At 33.8% G+C, this 20,524-nt stretch carries 16 protein-coding genes; all 16 read right to left on the bottom strand.

Annotation, left to right across the window (positions count from 1 at the left end):
* Positions 1–13: 13 nt before the first annotated feature.
* Positions 14–1,768, bottom strand: a complete 1,755-nt coding sequence (locus J6L95_RS00185; protein ID WP_287457642.1) for an ABC transporter ATP-binding protein — start codon at positions 1,766–1,768, stop codon at positions 14–16.
* On the bottom strand, positions 1,769–3,562 hold the full coding sequence (locus J6L95_RS00180) for an ABC transporter ATP-binding protein (RefSeq protein ID WP_287457641.1): 1,794 nt from the start codon (positions 3,560–3,562) through the stop codon (positions 1,769–1,771).
* A gap of 148 nt (positions 3,563–3,710) precedes the next feature.
* Positions 3,711–4,667 (bottom strand): glycosyltransferase family 2 protein, encoded by a 957-nt coding sequence (locus tag J6L95_RS00175; protein ID WP_029071253.1) that lies wholly within the window; start codon positions 4,665–4,667, stop codon positions 3,711–3,713.
* Between the two features lie 8 nt (positions 4,668–4,675).
* Positions 4,676–5,335, bottom strand: coding sequence for an LbetaH domain-containing protein (locus tag J6L95_RS00170; RefSeq protein ID WP_029071252.1), 660 nt, complete (start codon positions 5,333–5,335; stop codon positions 4,676–4,678).
* Between the two features lie 11 nt (positions 5,336–5,346).
* Entirely contained in the window at positions 5,347–7,164 is a 1,818-nt protein-coding gene (locus J6L95_RS00165) for an LTA synthase family protein (RefSeq protein ID WP_287457639.1), read from the bottom strand.
* An 84-nt stretch (positions 7,165–7,248) separates the two neighbouring features.
* On the bottom strand, positions 7,249–8,394 hold the full coding sequence (locus J6L95_RS00160) for a site-2 protease family protein (RefSeq protein ID WP_287457638.1): 1,146 nt from the start codon (positions 8,392–8,394) through the stop codon (positions 7,249–7,251).
* Between the two features lie 82 nt (positions 8,395–8,476).
* Positions 8,477–9,985: a hypothetical protein gene (locus J6L95_RS00155; protein ID WP_287457637.1), complete on the bottom strand. Its 1,509-nt coding sequence runs from the start codon at positions 9,983–9,985 to the stop codon at positions 8,477–8,479.
* Between the two features lie 46 nt (positions 9,986–10,031).
* Positions 10,032–10,331, bottom strand: coding sequence for a MarR family transcriptional regulator (locus J6L95_RS00150; RefSeq protein WP_287457636.1), 300 nt, complete (start codon positions 10,329–10,331; stop codon positions 10,032–10,034).
* A 162-nt stretch (positions 10,332–10,493) separates the two neighbouring features.
* Positions 10,494–11,018, bottom strand: coding sequence for a hypothetical protein (locus J6L95_RS00145; RefSeq protein ID WP_287457635.1), 525 nt, complete (start codon positions 11,016–11,018; stop codon positions 10,494–10,496).
* A 14-nt stretch (positions 11,019–11,032) separates the two neighbouring features.
* Positions 11,033–12,169, bottom strand: coding sequence for an AAA family ATPase (locus tag J6L95_RS00140; protein ID WP_287457634.1), 1,137 nt, complete (start codon positions 12,167–12,169; stop codon positions 11,033–11,035).
* A 174-nt stretch (positions 12,170–12,343) separates the two neighbouring features.
* Positions 12,344–14,203 (bottom strand): LTA synthase family protein, encoded by a 1,860-nt coding sequence (locus J6L95_RS00135; protein ID WP_287457633.1) that lies wholly within the window; start codon positions 14,201–14,203, stop codon positions 12,344–12,346.
* Between the two features lie 107 nt (positions 14,204–14,310).
* The gene (locus J6L95_RS00130; RefSeq protein ID WP_287457631.1) at positions 14,311–15,498 is read right to left on the bottom strand and encodes a MerR family transcriptional regulator; all 1,188 of its coding nucleotides are present in this window, start codon (positions 15,496–15,498) and stop codon (positions 14,311–14,313) included.
* Positions 15,499–15,540: 42 nt separating this feature from the next.
* Complete coding sequence (locus J6L95_RS00125) at positions 15,541–16,209, bottom strand: DUF6709 family protein (RefSeq protein ID WP_287457630.1); 669 nt, start codon at positions 16,207–16,209, stop codon at positions 15,541–15,543.
* Positions 16,210–16,255: 46 nt separating this feature from the next.
* Positions 16,256–17,962, bottom strand: coding sequence for an Ig-like domain-containing protein (locus tag J6L95_RS00120; RefSeq protein ID WP_287457628.1), 1,707 nt, complete (start codon positions 17,960–17,962; stop codon positions 16,256–16,258).
* A gap of 247 nt (positions 17,963–18,209) precedes the next feature.
* Complete coding sequence (locus J6L95_RS00115; protein ID WP_287457627.1) at positions 18,210–19,931, bottom strand: Ig-like domain-containing protein; 1,722 nt, start codon at positions 19,929–19,931, stop codon at positions 18,210–18,212.
* A 186-nt stretch (positions 19,932–20,117) separates the two neighbouring features.
* Positions 20,118–20,489, bottom strand: coding sequence for a DUF1284 domain-containing protein (locus tag J6L95_RS00110; protein ID WP_287457626.1), 372 nt, complete (start codon positions 20,487–20,489; stop codon positions 20,118–20,120).
* Positions 20,490–20,524: the final 35 nt, after the last annotated feature.

Here is a 20,524-nt window from a genome sequence, read left to right as displayed (position 1 = left end):
TAGCTTAAATGAGCTATGCCTTATTTTCATTTATTTTCCAGTTCAGACTTTCTTTTTGAAGCTTGCTCATCTTCTTAAAGATTCCATCTCTGCTCATTAATTCAGCAGGTGTTCCCTGTTCTTTAACTTCACCATCAGATAGAACGACAATCTTATCAGCTGCTTCTACTGTACGCATACGATGAGCAATAACCAAGACCGTCTTATTTTTAAGCAAGCGTGATAAAGCACTCTGTACTTTCGTTTCATTTTCTACATCCAAGGATGCAGTGGCTTCATCTAATAAGACAATTGGTGCATTCTTAAGTAATGCACGGGCAATAGAAATACGTTGACGTTCTCCTCCTGAAAGTTTTGCACCGTTTTCTCCGATGGATGTCTGATAGCCTTCAGGTAGCTTGCCTACAAATTCATCACAGTTAGCAGCATGCGCTGCAGCTAACACTTCAGCATCTGTTGCATCATGCTTTCCTAAACGGATATTTTCCATGATGGTGTCATCAAACAACATGACATCCTGAAAAACCATGGAGAAATGACTCAACAGCACTTCTGGATCAATAGTGGAGATATCAACACCACCTACGGTAATAACACCTTTGTCCACATCCCATAGACGTGCAGCCAGGCGCGCACAAGTGCTCTTGCCGCTGCCGGAAGGTCCAACCAAGGCAGTGACTTCGCCTTGCTTTGCGACGAAGCTTACATTATGAAGGACTTCGGCTTCATCATAGGAAAAGCTGACCTGATAAAAGCCGATATCATGTCCATCAGGTGTGAATTCCTTCTTGCCTTTAGCGATCGGTGTATCATAGATTTCATTGATACGAGCTGCTGATACTTCTGATAAGAAGACTTCTGCAATAAGTGCTAAGCTTTGATCAAAAGGTGCATAGACTCTTGTGATTGCCAATAAAAACATAAATAGCAACATGAAACTGATTTCTCCAGAAAGAATCAATTTAGCGCCTACAAGAATTGTAGTGGCTACACCTAAACGCATGATAACACTTGCTGCATTGACAAATACACCAGTAGTAAATTCACCTTTGATCATGGTTGCTTCACTTTGATCAATTTTTCTATACAGTTCTTTTAGTGTTGCTTCCCCTCTATTGAAAGCGTGAATCTCTCTAATATTCTGAAATGTTTCCTGCAATCCATCCGATACTTCCAGCGCGGCTTTTTTTGTACGTTCCGATTTGCGTTTGGCAAACTTACGACTGCCAAAAAGCAAGGCGAAAGCTACTGGTACGCCCCACAGACAGGCAATCATCATTCGCCAATCATAAACAAACATCATAATCGCAATAACAGTGGTAGAAATATATGTCCCATATAAATAGCCAATGACATGTGACCAGACATGTTCCATACGATTGACATCTCCCATTAATGTCTCAGTAAGGTCCGCAAGATCACGTTTTCCAAAATAGCCAAGTGGCAGTTTTCTTAATCTTTCAGCCAAACTCAATCGCGTATTTTCGACTTCCCTGTAAACAAGTCCATAAGTTGCCTTATATTGTTTAAGATGAATAAGGTAAGATAAAACAAGGTAGGCAATAACCAATATGATAAAAGGAAGTGCGCTTGGCAATGGAGAATGGCTGATGTATGTTTTCATGTATCCCTCCATCAAGAAATAAAGAATACCCATTGATCCCATGACCACAAAGTTTACAACTACAGTCCATAATGTACCTTTTTTAATATTTTCGACACCTGCATCTGATAATGCGTATTTACGTTTAAACTTTTCCCCAAACATTTATCCTGCCACCTTCTCCTTTGAAATTTTCCACTGTACAGATTGATGATAATCATTCCACATCTGTGAATAGAGTCCACCATTAGCGACAAGCTGCTCGTGTGTTCCTTCTTCTTTGACTTGTCCTTCTTCAAGAACAATGATTTTATTAGCTCCTACAACAGTAGAAAGACGATGAGCAATCATAATGACAGTGCGATCTTTAGCAAGAGCCTTTAAACCCTGATGAATCAACGCTTCATTTTCTGGATCCGCAAAGGCTGTTGCTTCATCCAATACAACGATTGGCGCATTCTTCAAGATCGCACGTGCAATTGCGATTCGCTGCTGCTCGCCACCGGACAGATAAGTGCCCTCACCAATCACAGTATCCAGACCTTTAGGAAGCTTTTCGATGATATCTTCGCATCTTGCTAATGCAATAGCATGATGAATATCCTCATCAGTCACCTTTTCAGATGCAATCTTAAGATTATCTCTGATTGTTCCCTTGAAAAGATGACTATCTTGAAAAACAAACGCTATTCTATTCATCAGGACATGAGGATCCATCTCTCTCACATCAATCCCACCAATCTCAACACGACCATCATCCACATCAAAAAATCGCGGAATCAAATTCGCTGCTGTCGTCTTGCCGCTACCAGAAGGCCCTACGAGGGCGACTGTCTGTCCCGGCTCTGCCGTAAAGGACAGATGAGTCAAAGCTGGAGCTACCGCTCCCTCATATGTAAACGAGACATCCTTGAATTCAATCTTGTTGCTGGTAGGGATCTTAGGGTTGTCAGCTACTTTTAATACTGGTGCATTCATGATGGTATCAAGTCGTGAAAGAGCTGAACTTGCAATCATCATACCATTGGCCGCAAACATGATTCTTGCCAACGCTGTAGAAATAATCGCTGAAAATACTGCATAGAACGCAAAGTTTGTCACAAAGTGTGCATAGTGTCCATTAGCTAAAGCTGAAGGCGCAAGAAATAATGCAACCGGAACAAGAAAAACAAAAGCTCCTTCACAAAATGTCAAATTGATGGATTGAGGCTTACGACAGACATCCCCCTGAAAGTATTCAGCCTTCTGACTGTATTCTTTGATAGCTTTCTTAAAAGTCTTAAAAGAATACACTGTCTGCTGAAATACTTTTACTACCGGAATACCGCGAACATATTCAGTACCAGCCTTGCTGATATAATCCTGGACAACCTGATACTCTTTTAAAACTTTTGCATTCTTGCCAGACATCATAGAAGATAACGCCACAATAGAAATCACTGCCGATAAAAGACAGGCTGCACCCATTCGCCAATCAAATACAAACATTAAAATAATCATCACAATAAACATTGCCAATGTTCCCACAATATCCGCTAAGTTATGAGCAAGCAGCGTTTCCGTTTCAGATGCCGCACTATCAAGACGGTTTCTAAGCAATCCTGACGCATGGCTATCAAAAAAGCCAATCGGTGCCTTAAGCAGGTGCTCTAGTCCACGCTTACGTATATTCGAAGCAGTACGAAACGCTGCCAGATGCGTACACATCAATGCTAAGAAATACGCAATAATTCCACCAAATGCAAACAAGAAAGCCCACCATCCATATACTGCTACATCTTTGGCTTTTGAATAGAACGGAGCCACATCTATAAGATTCTTAGCTACTAGCCAAACACAGATATAAGGAAACATTCCTAAAATCATTGCTATGGCAGAAAGAATAAGACCAATAAAGGTTAAAATCTTATACTTTCCTGCATAGTCAAGTAAAATACCTAAATCATTTTGTTTCTTCACAAGTTCATCCCCTTTTGCATTAGTTAGTTGACACTAACTAATGGTTTTAAAGAAAAGAAATGCATGAACATTTCTTTGGTTAGCTAACACTAACTATACTATAGTACAAAATAATATTAATGACAAGAAAAAAGCGATGCTATTCACATCACTTTTCTTTATTCCAAGTTCTTTCACTAATAATATAACGTGGACGATGTTTTACTTCCATATAGATCTTACCAATGTATTCACCAATAACACCCAATGACACAAGCTGTACACCACCTAAGAAACACATAATAGCAAGTGTACTGCTCCATCCTGTAACAGTATGACCAGTAAGATTAGAAATCACTGCCCAAATAACGCCAATAAAGCTCAATAGAGAGACGAGAAGACCAAACCATGTAATAATGCGGATTGGCTTAACACTCAAGCTTGTGATGCCATCAAAAGCCAAAGAAAGCATCTTAGACAATGGGTAATGTGATTCACCGGCAATACGTTCATGTCTTTCATAGTAGACAGATGTACTTTTGAATCCTACAAGAGGAATCATTCCTCTTAAGAAGAGATTAACTTCCTTGAAGTTCGCAAATTCTTCTAGAACACGAGCTGAGATCAAACGATAATCCGCATGATTATAGACAACTTCTGCCCCCATCATATTCAAGAACTTATAGAAGCCCTGAGCTGTTGTTCTTTTAAAGAATGTATCAGTATCTCTTGAACTTCTTACACCATAAACAACTTCACAGCCATCATGGTAGGCATCTACCATACCTTCCATGGCTGTAATATCATCCTGTCCATCACAATCAATTGAAATCGTAATATCAAACATATCCTTGGCTTCCATTAAACCTGCTAACACCGCATTCTGATGTCCTCTGTTTCTACTTTGTGTAATGCCAATGAAATGTTCATCTTCTTTTGAAAGAGATTTAATAATTTCCCAAGTGGTATCCTTGCTTCCATCATTGACAAACATGATACGACTCTCATCACTAATTTTTCCTTTTTTTACAAGAAGATGAAGTTCATCCAAAAACATCTTTGATGTTGTAGGAAGAACTTCTTCTTCATTATAACAAGGAATAACCATACATAATCTTGTTTCCATAATGATCCCTATCTTTTTTCGATGACTGTTCCATCATTTTTATGAATAGAATTTTCAGGCACAACGCCTCTTACACAGGAAGTAGGATAGATATTAGAATGTCTTCCAATAACTGTTCCTGGATTCAATACTGAATTGCAGCCAACTTCTACATAATCACCAAGCATTGCCCCCATCTTCTTTAATCCTGTTTCAATAGCTTCTTCACCATTTTTAACAACGATCAATTTCTTATCAGATTTCACATTAGAAGTGATGGCACCAGCGCCTGTATGAGAATAATATCCTAAGATAGAATCTCCTACATAGTTATAATGAGGTGTCTGTACATGATCAAATAAAATGACATTCTTTAATTCAGTAGAGTTCCCTACTACACAATCAGCACCTACAAGCGCTGAACCACGTACAAAGGCACACTGTCTTACTTCACTGCGAGGACCAATAATACATGGTTCTCCAAGATAAGCTGAATCAAACACTGTAGCACTCTTATGTACCCATACATGTGGTTTTACTTCTGTGTATTCTTCCTTATCTAATGTTTCACCTAATTTATAAATAAAATCCTTGATCCCAGCTAACGCTTCCCATGGATAAGTAAACTGAGATAAATAATCTTTCGCTAAAGTATGTTCTAAATCATAAAGATCATTAATTGTATACATAATTCTTCTCCTTAAATATTGATTTTTTGCGTACCACTATCATACTTCTTATTGTTCTTAGATACAACGTAAACTTTTACATAAACAGTTTTTGTCTTACCTTTTAGACTTGTATAATCAATGGATGCATCATATCTTCTTTTTTCTTTATGTGTCATCTTGATTGATGACTTATTTGATCCCTTTTCATCACTAGAAATTTCCATTTCTAGATGATCAATATCATTTAATGCGATATTTTCTATTGTAGACACATAAGCATAAAGCTTCTTATCATCATTAGTAACTGAGAAAGAAGCATACGGCACATTAGCATTTCGCTTTTGTGTCTGTGCCGTGACTTCTACTTTTTCAAGTTTCTGAAGCAGCGACGATCTTCGCTTAAGTTCTTTTTGTACATAGTTGATACCGTATTTTTCAAGCAAGGTCTTCTTATCTGAGAAAAGATTTGTACCTAAAGCTAATCTATCCCCTTTGATTGTAGCTCCCATCGCCGCTAATGTCGTTGGGAAATGATCAAAGGTAGAATATAGACGATAGCTATTCTGCTTTGGCTTAACTGCCGCATTAATATAGACTGAATAGACTTTTCTTTGATATGAAGAAGGGACATCATCACAGAAATGACTAGCCATCGTTGGATGATCACCTGAAATAACGATAGTTGTATCTTTATACCAAGATTGTTTTTGTGCCCATTTTACAAATGCAGCGACATGTCTTGATGAACAATGCATCGCATCCGCATACTGATCACCAAACTGGTTATCGCAGTATTTGCATTTGTAGCCATCTTCAAAATGAGTATCTACTGTTAACATTGTCATATTGAAAGGCTGACTCTTCTTGCTCATCTTGGTAATTTCGCTTCTTGCAAAATTGAACAGCTTGTGATCTTCATATCCCCAGAACACATTATAGTCCTGTGGAATCCAGCCCTGCTGCTTGGCATAAGAATAATCTTCAATGTTATAGTTGCCATGATCTTTATAATAAAGTCTTCTTCCACCAAATGTCGCATCTGAACCAATCAATAATGATTGATTGTATCCTTCATCTTTAAGAATATCCCCTAAGCTTCTAATACTTGGGAAGAATGAAGTCTGAGTATCCAATGAAGAAGTACCAGCTGTTGGTCTTAATGGCAAACCTGAAGACTGTCCAAACATCGCTCCCATCGTCCAAGTAGCACCTGTCAATGATACACCACCATTTAACTTACTTTCATTTCCTGAGAAGTCTTCATTTTCCTGTGCCACCTTTGTCAATTCAGGAATGATATTCTGCTTAAAAGCACCACCGCTTTTTTCATCGGTATATGTCATTTCCATTGATTCCAAGAAGATGTAGATCAAATTTCTTTTCTTAGTAAAGCTGACTTCTGTTTTATGTGGGTCAGCGTAGTTATCTTCAATAAATGAAGATGGATGAAGCTGATTATAAATATAATCACCAATTTCTAATGTCTTATAGAACTTATAGACACCCTTATATCCTCCTAATGCGACACAGGCTGCTAATACTAAACAGATGGCAGGCTTTACTTTCCTGATGCGCTTAGCAATATATAAGAATACAATTGTTAATAGCGTCAATATGATGGATGGCAATAATGCTTTAAGCATATATTCATTAATCATGCCATTTCCAGTTCCTTTAATAGGAGCTGTCATTGTATAAATGAGTTCATCTACCGAAAGATGTTGCCATGTCTTTAAGCACCATCTTACACTAAAGAATATTAATAAACTGATAAACGTAATTAAAACAACTGCTATATACCCTATAATCTTTAATAGAGAATGTTGCTTTTCCTTTGTTTCTTCCATACGTTACCTCCTAAATTATTTCCATTCTACCAAAATGAGGACATAAAAAAAAGGGTATAGTCCATCAAGAATGGACTATACCCTTTAAGATTTCTGTGAAGCAATCTTATCTACAAGCTGCATAAGCTCTCTTTCAGCTGCTGCTTCTTGTGGATAAGGATAAGAGGAAACAACCTTTTCAAATTTCTTTTTTAATTGTTCTGCTTTATTTTTATTCTTTCTTCTTAGTACATTATAGGCATATAGAACACGGATAATAGATGGTTCATTTTTAAGATATTTCATAATCTTAAAAACTTCATTAATGAACTGATTCTCAATCAGTTCTTCTCTATTGCTTGTAATAAGTTCTATATATGTTCTTTCTGCAATAAGAATACTGCGATGAATTGAAACAATGCCTGTATCAATGGAAAGAAGATGATCGATCAATTGCGCTGCTTCTTCAAAGCGACGTTCATCTACAAATCTATTACATTTATAGACAGCGATAGAAGACACCAATCCATTTTTCATTGATTCTTCTGAAGGAAGAGTGAACCAAGAAGATGGCATCTCTTTTAGTCTTTCACCTTGTTGCTGGCGATTACTAATATGAAGCGTTATCCAAAAGGCACGTGCTGCTTCTGGATAATGCATAATATCAAAGGCATTCATGCCATCGTTATTAATGGAATTAGTGATCATAGGCCAGCCATTAGAAAAGGCAAGAAGTATACCCATAATCAAAAAGATAAAACATATAAGTCCAAATATTGAGTTAAGTCCAACAACTAAAAGAATCAATAATGAAATGATACTTGCGAGAATGTTGAAAATAACGCCTCCGAAATTATAAAGAAGATATGGTATCTGATTGTTTTCATCTAATGACGGTGGCAACATGATGCACTGACCTGGCGCAAAGTTTACTTTATATCTTGTAAAACGAATGTGTCCATTATCGTTGACCCACATGAAACTGAAGATACGAAATGAGACAAATGAATATCCTGTCAGTAAACCAAAGACCATATGTCCTGCTTCATGAATGATAATATGTAAAATAAAACCAATTATGCCAAATACAGCTAAGAAGATCAGTTCAATAATTAATCTCTCAAACGGTAAAGATGATGATATGCTTGTCATATTTTTTCCAATTATTATTCCACTAACCCATCCTACCGCTAACATTAAGACAAAATCCAATATTTTTCCAGCATAGCTGATCATTTTTCTTTTTTGCATCTTTTTCTCCTATAATCAAAAAGGAATATTTTAAATGAAACATTCCTTTTTGATTATATAATATACTGTTGTGAATTTCAAATTATTTACTTTTTGATAATGTGAGTGGATATGCAAATAGAATAAAGAAGTAATAATATGTTGCAACATACTGTGCTTTTGTTTCCCACAAGATGTGGAAGAAGAAACCACCGATCATAAATAGCATCGCAAATAGTGCCATAAATGAGATGTCTTTCTTTTTAATCATGATAATAGAATAAATAAATGCCATCAAAGCGATAAAGATGTTAAAGCTTGACATAATAAATTCTAGAATACGATAGTTTCTTGTCACTTTATCTTGATAGAGTGATTTAATAAAACTGCTATGATAAGTATTTTTCATTCCACCATGAGCACCACTCCATAATGACATAAATGTTGGATCTGTCCATGTCGTTGCGATTTTATTTCCATAGAAGTTCAGTGCATAAGCTGGATCGTTCTTGAATTTTTCTAATCTTATTTTCATATCTTTTTTAGCAGCTTCTTTTGATTTTTCTTCATCTTGATTTAATGAAAGATATGTTTTTAAAGAGTAAGAATTATACCAGCCTTCTGCTCTACTACCATTCTGCATTCCCATCGTGATCCACATAATTTTTGGAATACCCTTGCCATAATTGATACCTGAGACATGTCTATAATAAGCATTGACTCCTTTTCCTCCTATCACGTAAGCAATGACAATCATCGCGATAGCGATAAGATGACGGAAGTTTTTTTCTCGAAGAGACAAAATCAATAAAGAAAGTACGCAGGCAATAAGGGCAATTAAATAATTGCTTCTAAGAAGAATGCCCACCGAGAGTGCGAGAGCACCGGCTAGGGCATAAGCCCATTTAGTCTTTTTTATATAGAGACTAATTAAATATAAAGCTAATACCAAGAAGAACTGACCAGGTATTTCTCCATATAGGAAACGGATAAAGAACAGCTGTGGCAGGAACATGAATCCTAATAATAAAGCATATTTTGCCTGAAGGCTGTTCTTTTCCGTATAGAGTTCCACGCTTTTAGCTAAGAAGATATTAGTAAGAATAACTTGAATAAGATTGATGTAATAAAAGAAAGTGGGATTCTTACTGATGATTCCTAACAGACTTTCATAAAGAACAAGTCCGAGCTGATGTGGATAATAGCTCAAATACTTTCCGTGTTGAAGTGCACTATAATTCCCTACGCTAAACTCATTCATTGCCTTAAAAACAGCTCCAGCATCAGCTCTTACTGGTGCATCAATAGTGAAAATGAGTATTGAACCTAATATCAGATAGATTAATGATAAGATAATACTCATATGCTTAATAGAAATCTTCTCTAATACATTTCTTAGTACATATAACACTAAGAATACAAAAACAACTCCTACTAGGATATATAAAGGTTGAAGCGATAAAATCGCATGCTCGTTTCTTCCTTTTACTGTTGTCTTGAATACAAGTGTCATAAATGACATTGAAAACGTAAAGACTATAAATAGTCCCATTATCATTTTATATGAACAATGACTAAGAACTTCTCTTAGTTTTTCTAATTGCTTTTTCATAATTGGCTCCTTCCCATCACCAATTAGTATACAATAAACACATTTATTATACTATTAGTAAAAAAGGATGAAAATTGATCCATCCTTTATATATAATTATTCCTTTACTTTCCACGATCCCCCGTGCTGATCCAAACTTAATAAGAATTCCCTTAACTTTAAGATCTTTAATACTCTTTTCAACCGCACGCTTAGTTATATTCATTCTCTTTGCAATAGTAGCTGCAGATATTTTTTCATCACCTTTTATTAATCTTAATATTTCAATTTGCGTATCGTTCAGTACTCTATCACCGAACTTTTCAGAGCTTTCACCAAACTTCTTTTCTATTTCTTTCTTATTCATTTTAAAATAATTCGAATTATATAAAGTAAGTGTGAAATCTTTATTATGTGCTTTAAATATAGGCATCAATTCCTTTGTAGTATTCTCTTGAAATTGAGCCAAAATCTAACGATTGGGAGGTCGGTACACATAGCTCAGACGTTTTAAATATTACATTGTTATTTATTCATTAAGAAGATCTGCTAAACATTTTTTATCTTTAATTTGTTTATGCAGACTTTTATGTTTTTTAATCGCTTTTACAAGTAATTCAACATCACTAAAATACTCTCTAATAAACTTTTTATTTTTTACATTTTGTAATCCCAATTTTTCTATGCAGTATTCACTTGGCTTTAATTTACTTTTATACTTCTGAAAATCTGTATATTTATCTTCATTTATTATTATTAACATCTCTATTTCCGGTGAAGTAATAACATCTATAACATTCACTTTATCTTTATAAGCTTTATCTAATTTAAATTTCTCATTAGGAGAATCTAAAATACGTAAAATAGTGAGACTCTTCTTAAAACCTTTTCCAAGATAACGTTTTTGAAAGTTACGCGCCATTCTACATCTTATTATTTTTTCTTCAAGTAATTGTTCTCTCGAAAATTTTAATTTATTTGCATCTAAAAGAATATTCATAATCTCTTCTTCTGCTGCACCCTCACAAATACATGCATAAAAATCAGAATCCACAATAAACCACCTTCTTACATATGATTTTTAATTACTTTCATTAAACCCATATAAGAATCATATGAAGGAGCAGTACCATTAAGAAAATCACTTTTAAAAGCATCACTTTTCTTAATATCATTACGTTTTAAAGCTTCACATAACTTCTGTAGGGTAATTCCACCATGATTACGAGCTATATAGATATTATCATTTCTATCAATCTCATCTAATAATTCTGAGTAATGTGTAGAGAATACTAATGTTGCTCCTTTTTTATTAACAGATTGATTCATAAAGAATCTTAATAAGACAGCTACAATCTCTGTATTAAAATGATTTTCTATTTCATCAATAATCAAGTATCCACCTTCTTTAAAAGCAATCATCGCATTAATAAACACATTAATACCCTTAATTGTTCCTGAAGATAAGTATTTCTCTAATAGTAATGGATTAACTAATTTAATTGGTTTACGATTATAGAATTTAAGTTCCAACTCTTCTGTTTCTTTATTAAAAGATAGATATTCAATTGATGGATCTAAAAACTTTAGTAATTCCTGTGGGAAATCACCAAAAGTAACTAAGAAATTAATATTAGTAAGTCTTAATAAAGATCTAACATGTAAATTATCATTCTTACTAATTGAACTTACAATACTTACATCGTCTTGAAGATATTCATTATCTTCATCTCTTATTTTTATTAAATCACCTTCATTAAAAGTAATTAGATCTTTCTTACTTTTAACTTTATTTATATTCTTAATATAAAGTTTCTCTTCTTCCACCTCATACTTCTCTTCAATCATATTGACTCTTTTTCTCACAATTTTTGAAGAAAGTTTACAAATACCTTTTTCTTTACTATAAAAAACTGCTTCAATTAATACTTCTTTTGAATCTGTAAAAACTTCTCTTTCTTCAATATCATTAATTGACTTGCCATTTAAATAATGAAAAACAAAAGAAAGAAGCTTTAATAAACTTGTCTTACCAGATGCATTAATTCCCACAACTGATAACACATTATTTGTATAGAATTTACCAAATAAATTTGAAACCATCTCTGCATTATCACTTAATACTCTTTTTTCTGCGTAAAAATCTATATCCACTTTATTTTTAAATAGATTTATGCCCTCTACACTAACCCTAATTATCTTCATTTTATCCACCTCTTCAATAATACAATAACACTAATAGTAATCTTTTTCAATATATTTAAACGTAATATACGTTTAAATATATCATTAAACCATAAACTTAAGATTTAATAAAATAAATAAACGTAATTTATGTTCATAAAGAAAAACGCCTGAGCTTTAGCTCAGACGTTTTAACTATTTGATTGGTACTTCAATCTCTGCAGATTTATATTTACCATTTTCCTGTGTTGTTACATACACAGTGACATAAACTTTGTTTGTGAACTTATTTAAGATTGAAGAAACATTAACTGTAGACTTATAAGTACCATCACTTTGTTTCTCCATTACGTTATTCATACCATAAGCTCCATCTTGACGGTAGCTGGCATTGACTAGAACTTCAGTAATATGAAGATTCTTAGGATTCTTGATCTTAGTAACGTATGTATTAATTGTTTCACTATTACGCTTATACGGATCAGCTTTAATTGTGACAAGTGGTATCTGTCCTTCTTTTAATAGCTGACGCGCACTCTTGGCTCTTACATCCTGAAGTTTATCCATAAATGCTGATTTCTTCTTAATTTCTTCATCGACATGATCTAATGAATACTTTTCAAGTAACGTTTTCTCTTTAGAGAAAAGGTTAACTCCAAGTCCTAACTTATTGCCAGAAATCTTAACTCCCATAGCAGCTAATGTCGTTGGGAAGTTATCTAAAGTAGCATAATTACGATTGTTTGTTGTTTCTCTTTTAGCATCCGCATTAATATAGGCTGTATAGACCTTACGATCTTTCCATTCTGTATTACCATTGATACCACCGTTCATTGTAGGATGGTCTCCTGATAATACGATAGTAGTATCTTTATACCAGCTTTGAGACTGACACCATTTAATAAAGGCTGAAACCTGTCTGCTTGAACATGCCATAACATTCTCATACTGTGATGGGAACTTGTCTTCACATAAATGACATTTATATCCATCAATGAAATGTGTATCTACTGTAAGCATTGTAAAGTTGAATGGCTTATCATCTTTACTTAATGAAGATAACTGTCTTTTTGCAAAAGAGAATAGCTTTTCATCTTCATAACCCCAGAATACCTTATAATCCTGATCGATAAGCTTTTCTCTCTTAGCCCAGTTGTAGTCATCAATCTGATAATTACCATGTGAAATAAAGTATTTATCTCTTCCACCAAATGATGCATCTGAACCAATCATGAATGTTTGGTTATATCCTTGATCTTTAAGAATATCACCTAATGTAGTAACTCCATCAAAGAATGATGTCTGGTCACTCATTTCATTATTCTTGATATTAGTCTTTAAAGGCAAGCCAGAAGTTGCCGCAAAGATTCCACCCATTGTAAAAGTTGTACCTGAAACAGAATGTGAACCATTGATCTTTGTTTTAGAATTAGAGAAAGATTCATTCTGTTGAGCAATCTTAGTTAATTCAGGAATAAGATTCTGTTTATGTGTTCCTCCTACTGATGGATCAGTATATGTCTGTTCCATTGATTCAAGGTAAACATAAATAAGATTTCTTTTCTTCTGTGGGAACTGTAAGTCCACTTTACTTGGATCTACATAATTATCTTTAATAAATGTAGATGGATGAGTCATGTTATAAAGATAATCTCCGACATTTAATGTCGTCCAGAAATTATAGACTCCCTTGTAGCCACCTACAAATAGGCAAGCTACCACAATAATGATAATGGCTGGCTTGATTTTCTTAATACGTTTAGCAATATATAAGAACACAATTGTCAATAGCCCTGCCACAATTGCAGGTGCTAAACATTTTAATAAGTACTCACCAATCATTCCTTGTCCTGTACCTGTAATTGGTGCTGTTAAAGTGTAGACAAGTTCTTCCATTGTTAATCTCTGCCAAGTACTAAAACACCATCTAACACTTAACCCAATAAGAACACTTAGGAATGCAAAAAATACAAGAAGAACATAACCTAAAACTTTTAATTTAGGATGCCCCTGTTTAACTTCTTTTTGTTCTGACGTTTTTTCTAGATTATCCATGTACCGCTATTCCTTCCTTCTAACTTGATCATAAAGAACGATATACCTTCCCATGTAACGCCTTTATAGTACTCAAAAACATATAGATAATACCAAATCAACCCTTTTTAGTCAAATGACTTCCTACAAATGAAGCATCCTGCTTCTTTTGTAATATGCATTTTACCTGTCTGTTTCATCTTATTATGAATCATTCTTAAGAATGATTCATAATCTTTAGAAATATATTCCAGCTGATTACCATGACAGGAAAGAATATAGTTAGTGAGATCATCACTGTCAGTGACTTCTAGTGAATCTTCATGTCTATGCATTTCTACATCATCAAAGTATTGTGAAAGAATCTCTTTCCCATTTTCTAATCCAAACTTTTCATATAGTTTATTCTTTGATAAGTTGATCTTCTGATTAAAAGACTTTACTAAATCCGTAATCTCCTTCATATGATGTGAACCATATGTTGAACAGACAAAAAGGCCACCTTTGCTTAATACTCTCTTGATTTCCTTTAATGCCTGATTTACATCTTCAACATAGAAAAGCATATGGTTCGCAATAATCAGATCCACGCTTTCATCTTCTAGTAGAAGATGTTCACAGTTCATCTTCTTATAATCAATATTGCCAATAGTAAAAAGGTTGCTTCTTGCATCTTCTAGCATTCCCTTTGAAACATCAGTTAAAAGGATATTAGAAGTCAAAGGAATCTTATCCTTGTTTTCAATCCACAATTGTCCATTGCCACATCCTAATTCTAGAATATTTTTATGATGCATTATATCATACTGATCAAAGAGCCAAGTAAACCATGAGACTTTACTTGTAGAATACTTTTCATGTAGACGAATTCTTATTTCCACATTAGAGGCATTACGATATTGTTCCACAATATCGTCTCCTGCCTGTGATAAAGAAATCAAATGAACAAGCTTATTCCATTCTAAATGATCATGTTCATTAAGATACTCATCTACTTCTTCTATCGAAGAAAGAATCGCTTCATAATGCTGGATCTTCTTATAAATCATTTTCTTCTGAAGAGAAAATGATTCTTTTAATGAAGAGACATCACTACGCAGTGTCATTGAGAAGATTTCTTCAAGAGAAAAGCCAAGATTCTTTAAAGAAAGAATCTGCTGGAGCTTGACGAAATCATCATCGGAATAATAACGATATCCTTTCTCACTGATATGATGTGGCTTCAATAAACCTTGCTTATCGTAATAGCGAATTGTACGGTTTGAAACATTGGCCATCTTGGCAAACTGTCCGGTTGTATAATATTTCTTTTCCATATTCCTTATTCTAATACATTACATCATGAATTTCATCTTTCTTTATCGGTTTTTCTGATTGTTCCAATAGGCATCTCTTAACACATTGACATTTTTCTTTACCTCACTATAAAGCTTATCGTCATAGCCAATAAGTGGATAAAGATTTAAATAGGACATACGATCAAGAAGGCGAATCATCATATGTTTGACATCACCGTTTTCTAATGAAAGAGCAGTATGTTCATAACCTCCTCCATCAAAGATCATCACTTCATCCACAAAGTAGATTGTACGCATAAAGCCTAAGCTTCTACGTCGATATCTTCTATAATCAAAGACCCAGGCAATATCCTTATAGCGTAGAATAGTTAATCCTTCACTACTTTGAAAGACAATATATTCATCTAGAAGTACACAGCTTTCTATACGTTCACCGTGTGTTAGCTCCTGATCGACTGCTCTTCTTTCTTCTTCACTCAACACATTCCATGTATAAGGATTTAATCTTTTACTATTGCGGTATCCCCTAACCATAAGAACACCAATAATAAAGATGGTTAGCCCCAATAAAAATGAAATAATCAGTTCACCTATTCTATATGCGTTATCTCCTACAATATAGATAACACTCTGTACCATGATATATAATCCCAACAATGCAAATAAGTACACAAAGATATTTGATTTAGATTTAATTAAAGATAGTTCTTTCTCAATATTTGGATACATGTTCGTCCTCCCAACCAAAAAGACATTGCCCAGCAATGTCTTTTACTTATTTTTTAATCTTACGTAATACAAATACAAGTAGACCTGCGGATACAATAAACAAGATAAGAATCATCAATACTCTTGTCTGATCTCCTGTCTCAACAACATTCTTGCTTACTTTAGTTTTTTCAATTTCATTTACAATAGAAGGTGTTTCATTCTCAGTGACTGTAATTGGATTTTCTTCTTCAATACCAGTGACCTGTTTTTTAGTATTAGTAATTTCAAAGCCATCTTTTTCATTACCAGTAATCTTTGTAGAATAACCTTCTACTTCTACTTCTTCTACTGAATAAGAAATCTTCTTGCCATTCTTATATTCTCGTAGATTTTCAAATAGATGTGTCCACTCATTTTCATTATTAAGTGTGATTTCATCTTTCACTTCACCATTGGCTAAAAGCTTAACTGTAACAGAATCTTTCTTTTCACCAATCCACTTCTTAACTACTTTAATATTAGTCTTAAGTGGTTCATTGGTAATTGTTTTCACAACGGCTTCACCATCTTTGACTTCTACAGTTACCTTTTCACCATTCTTGATATAACCAGTTGGTGCTTTTGTTTCTTCAATAGTATACTTGCCACTTACTAATTTATCAGATGTCACTTCTCCATCTTTATCTGTTGTTAATGTGTAAGTTTTACCTGTTTCTTCATTCTTTAAAGTAAACTCAGCTCCTTCAAGCTTTGTCTCTTTGTTTTCTGCATCAACTTTAATAATCTTTATCTTATTAGCAAGACTACCACTACCTGTTCCTCCTGTTGAAGTAGAACGATATGTTGCTTTATAATCTTTTACTACATCCCCCGATTTTAATACTGCACTATTAGTTAAAGTAGTACCAGGTGTATATGTAGTTTTATATCGAATAGAATACTGTTTACCAGTAATATCTCCCATATTTAATGTGAATGAAGTTTTATCTTCACTTAATGTTAATTTATCAGTAATATCTACCTTTTCTCTACTTAATACACCACCCTTTGAATCATATGTCACTTCATCAAGAGTAATGCTTCCTTCAATATATGTTTCTCCTGAATCACCGAGATTATCAGTAATTACTGTATTATCTAAATCATATTTACTATGATTGATACGCATTTCCCAATTAGCTACTTGTGGATCATCATCTTTATATCCCCATTTAGCTAAAGTTTCATCAGTGATATCAGTTGGGCCTACCACAGTAATATTATGAGTAGTGACTTCTCCATTAACAGTGATAGAGAAAGAATTATCTTCATTGGTATTCACTTCTTCTCTTACAAAACGAGCAGTAAGGAAGATATTTCCTTTTACATCATATTTATCGTTAACATAATCAGTAAAAGTTATTCTAACTTTTCCTCCACCACTTTCTTTTGGATCTACATGAGCATTGGCCATTACTGTCTTTCCATCATCCGCATATAATTTAAAATCAGTATATGGAGAATCAGATGGGAAGATCATCTTATCTGGTAATGTGATATCAAAATAATCTCCTTCTTGAAGATTTGTACCGGAAGAACTTGCATCCCAATCGATATCAAGATAAAAATCATCAGAATGATAAATTTTATTAGCTTCTACCTTATCCTTATTTAAAAAGCTAAACTTCGTTACGTTCGTATCAACCTGTTTAGGCGCTGCATAAACAGGTGCAATCAATCCTAGGGTCACTAAAAAACTCAAGATCATACTTACCAAATATTTCACTCTCATTACTAAATCCCCTTTTCTAAGATACATGATTATTTTTCACAAAAAAGCACCGAATTATTCAGCTCTTTTTTAATCACGTTACTAACAATATAAAGACTTAGATTATCTATATCAAGGTAAAATATTAAGAATTTCTTAATTTTTAATCCATAAGACCCGTTGTTCACGGAGATATGACAATTACAAAATATATTTTTATAGAATGAAAAAAAGCCATTAGAATGACCTTCTAATGACTTTTTTCATATTAGTTTTTAGTCTTGCGATAAATAAATAATAGCACCCCAGCAGATACAATAAATAACATTTCAATAAATAAAATCTCAGTATGATCTCCAGTTTCTACTACTGATTGACTCACTTTACCATGTTTAGCTTTTTTATTTGTTTCATTAGCAGTTGTGACTTCTACAGTATTGTTACCTGTTTCAGCATTAGGACCATTTTCATTACCATTTTCAAAATTCTCAGTGTTAGTAATGACATAGCCTTCTTCTTGATTACCAGATATTTCTGTCGTATATCCTTCTACTGGTTCTTCTTCTACAGTATACTCAATCTTCTTTCCATCTTTATATTCTGGAATATCATCAAAAGTATAAGTCCACTTGTTTTCTTCATTAAGTGTAACAGACTTTACTTTTTCTCCATCAGCGAGAAGATTTACTGTAACACTATCTTTCTTTTCACCATTCCACTTCTTAGTGACTTTAACTGAAGTCTTAATCGCTTCATTGGTGATTGTCTTGATAACTGCAGAACCATCATTTAGGTTAACAGTAAGAACTTTATCATTCTTGATATAACCAGTTGGTGCTTTTGTTTCTTCGATAGTATACTCACCACTTACTAATTTTTGAGAGATTGCTTCGCCATCTTCATCAGTAGTAAGCTCATATGTTTTTCCTGTCTTTACATTTTTAATGACAAATGTAGCATCCTTTAATCTTGTTTCTCCATTATTTGCATCTACTTTGATAATCTTGATCTTATTAGTAAGATCTCCATCACCATTACCACCAGCATCAGAAGAACGATATCCTGCTTTATGAACCCAGATACCCTTTTCTGATTTTAATGTCGCTTTATTTTGTAACAAAGTAGAAGGTGTATATGTAGATTTATAAGTTAAATAATAAGATGTACCTTCCATTTTTCCTAGATGTAAAGTAAATGATGAACAATCCTCAGAGAAAGAGAGCTTATTTTCAGTACTTACTGTCTTTCTAGAAACAATTCCACCTTTTGCATTAAACTCTACTTCATATAATTTGAAGCTATCTTTAATATATGTTTCTCCTGAATCACCAAGTGTATCTGTTAATGTAGCATCATCTAATGTACGTTTAGAATGATTAATACGCATTGACCAATTTGCCCTTGTAGGATCCTTATCTTTAGAACCCCATTTACATAATACTTCATTCTTTAATTCAGTAGGACCAGTAATCTTTATTGTCTTAGAAGAAACCTTCCCATTAACAGTAATTTCAAAAGTATTTTCTTCGCCTACCTTAATTTCTTTAGTATCAAAATGAGCAGCTAAATAAATATTACCTTTTACATTATATCTATCATTCACATAATCAGTAAAAGTCACTCTGACTTTTCCACCACCACTTGTGTATGGAGTCACATGTGCATTACCAATAATTGTCTTGCCATCATTCGCATAGAGATGAAAATCAGTATGTGATGAATCAGTTGGAAAGATCATTTGATCAGGTAATGTGATATCAAAATAATCGCCTTCATGAAGATCAGCACCATGAGCACTTGCATCCCAATCCATACTTAAATAAAAGATGTTAGTTTCATAAACCGCACTCGCTTCTTTCTTTGTCCAATTAAGAATACGAAACTGAGTGATATCTGTCTTTACTTCTTTTGAAGAAGCAGAGATAGGTGTAATGAATCCTAAAGCTACAAGAAAGCTTAGCATCATACTTAAAAAATATTTTTTCTTCATTATAATTTCCCATTTCCTTCCTAAACACAACTGTAAGGTAAATATCAATTTATTTACGATACAATTTAAAAACGTTTACTAGAAACTATAATACCTATAAATATATTTATCAACCTTATGTCTTTTGAAGTTCCAATTATTTTACTTACATGTGACATATATGACTGTTATTTGACAATTTTATGATTATCGTAACTCATTATATGTTTTACGACATAACTCATACCAGTCACAGTCCCCACATATCTTTCCAAACATTGGGGTCTCAAAAATAGTCTCTCTGACCTTCTTTGCGACCTCATTCCATCTCACATGTTCACCATAATGTAAATCACAGCACGATAAGACACTTTCATCTAATCGTTTAACTTTCTCATAACTAACACATTGTCCTTTCTTATGAGGGCAATGTGTACAGATTTCATCACAGCCTTCTTGAATAATAATTTTATCTAATTTACTTATGACTTCATTCATATGCAATACAAACTTACAATCATATCCATGACCGGTATACATCTGCATACACATCAAATGATGTGGTCTTATTTTTAACATCTAAATTTCCCCCTTGAACTCATTATAACATAAAA

This window comes from Kandleria sp. (assembly GCF_017934775.1).
Classification (GTDB): domain Bacteria; phylum Bacillota_I; class Bacilli_A; order Erysipelotrichales; family Coprobacillaceae; genus Kandleria; species Kandleria vitulina.
The sequence above is the reverse complement of the archived record's forward strand: the minus strand, read 5'-3'. Positions and strand labels throughout refer to the sequence as shown.

Bases quoted from the DNA above. Each gene is read 5' to 3' on its own strand.
- J6L95_RS00170 (WP_029071252.1), bottom strand. From the start codon at position 5,335: ATGTATACAATTAATGATCTTTATGATTTAGAACATACTTTAGCGAAA.
- J6L95_RS00175 (WP_029071253.1), bottom strand. From the start codon at position 4,667: ATGGAAACAAGATTATGTATGGTTATTCCTTGTTATAATGAAGAAGAA.
- J6L95_RS00160 (WP_287457638.1), bottom strand. From the start codon at position 8,394: ATGCAAAAAAGAAAAATGATCAGCTATGCTGGAAAAATATTGGATTTT.
- J6L95_RS00165 (WP_287457639.1), bottom strand. From the start codon at position 7,164: ATGGAAGAAACAAAGGAAAAGCAACATTCTCTATTAAAGATTATAGGG.
- J6L95_RS00135 (WP_287457633.1), bottom strand. From the start codon at position 14,203: ATGGATAATCTAGAAAAAACGTCAGAACAAAAAGAAGTTAAACAGGGG.
- J6L95_RS00185 (WP_287457642.1), bottom strand. From the start codon at position 1,768: ATGTTTGGGGAAAAGTTTAAACGTAAATACGCATTATCAGATGCAGGT.
- J6L95_RS00125 (WP_287457630.1), bottom strand. From the start codon at position 16,209: ATGTATCCAAATATTGAGAAAGAACTATCTTTAATTAAATCTAAATCA.
- J6L95_RS00130 (WP_287457631.1), bottom strand. From the start codon at position 15,498: ATGGAAAAGAAATATTATACAACCGGACAGTTTGCCAAGATGGCCAAT.
- J6L95_RS00110 (WP_287457626.1), bottom strand. From the start codon at position 20,489: ATGTTAAAAATAAGACCACATCATTTGATGTGTATGCAGATGTATACC.
- J6L95_RS00115 (WP_287457627.1), bottom strand. From the start codon at position 19,931: ATGAAGAAAAAATATTTTTTAAGTATGATGCTAAGCTTTCTTGTAGCT.
- J6L95_RS00155 (WP_287457637.1), bottom strand. From the start codon at position 9,985: ATGAAAAAGCAATTAGAAAAACTAAGAGAAGTTCTTAGTCATTGTTCA.
- J6L95_RS00120 (WP_287457628.1), bottom strand. From the start codon at position 17,962: ATGAGAGTGAAATATTTGGTAAGTATGATCTTGAGTTTTTTAGTGACC.
- J6L95_RS00140 (WP_287457634.1), bottom strand. From the start codon at position 12,169: ATGAAGATAATTAGGGTTAGTGTAGAGGGCATAAATCTATTTAAAAAT.
- J6L95_RS00150 (WP_287457636.1), bottom strand. From the start codon at position 10,331: ATGAATAAGAAAGAAATAGAAAAGAAGTTTGGTGAAAGCTCTGAAAAG.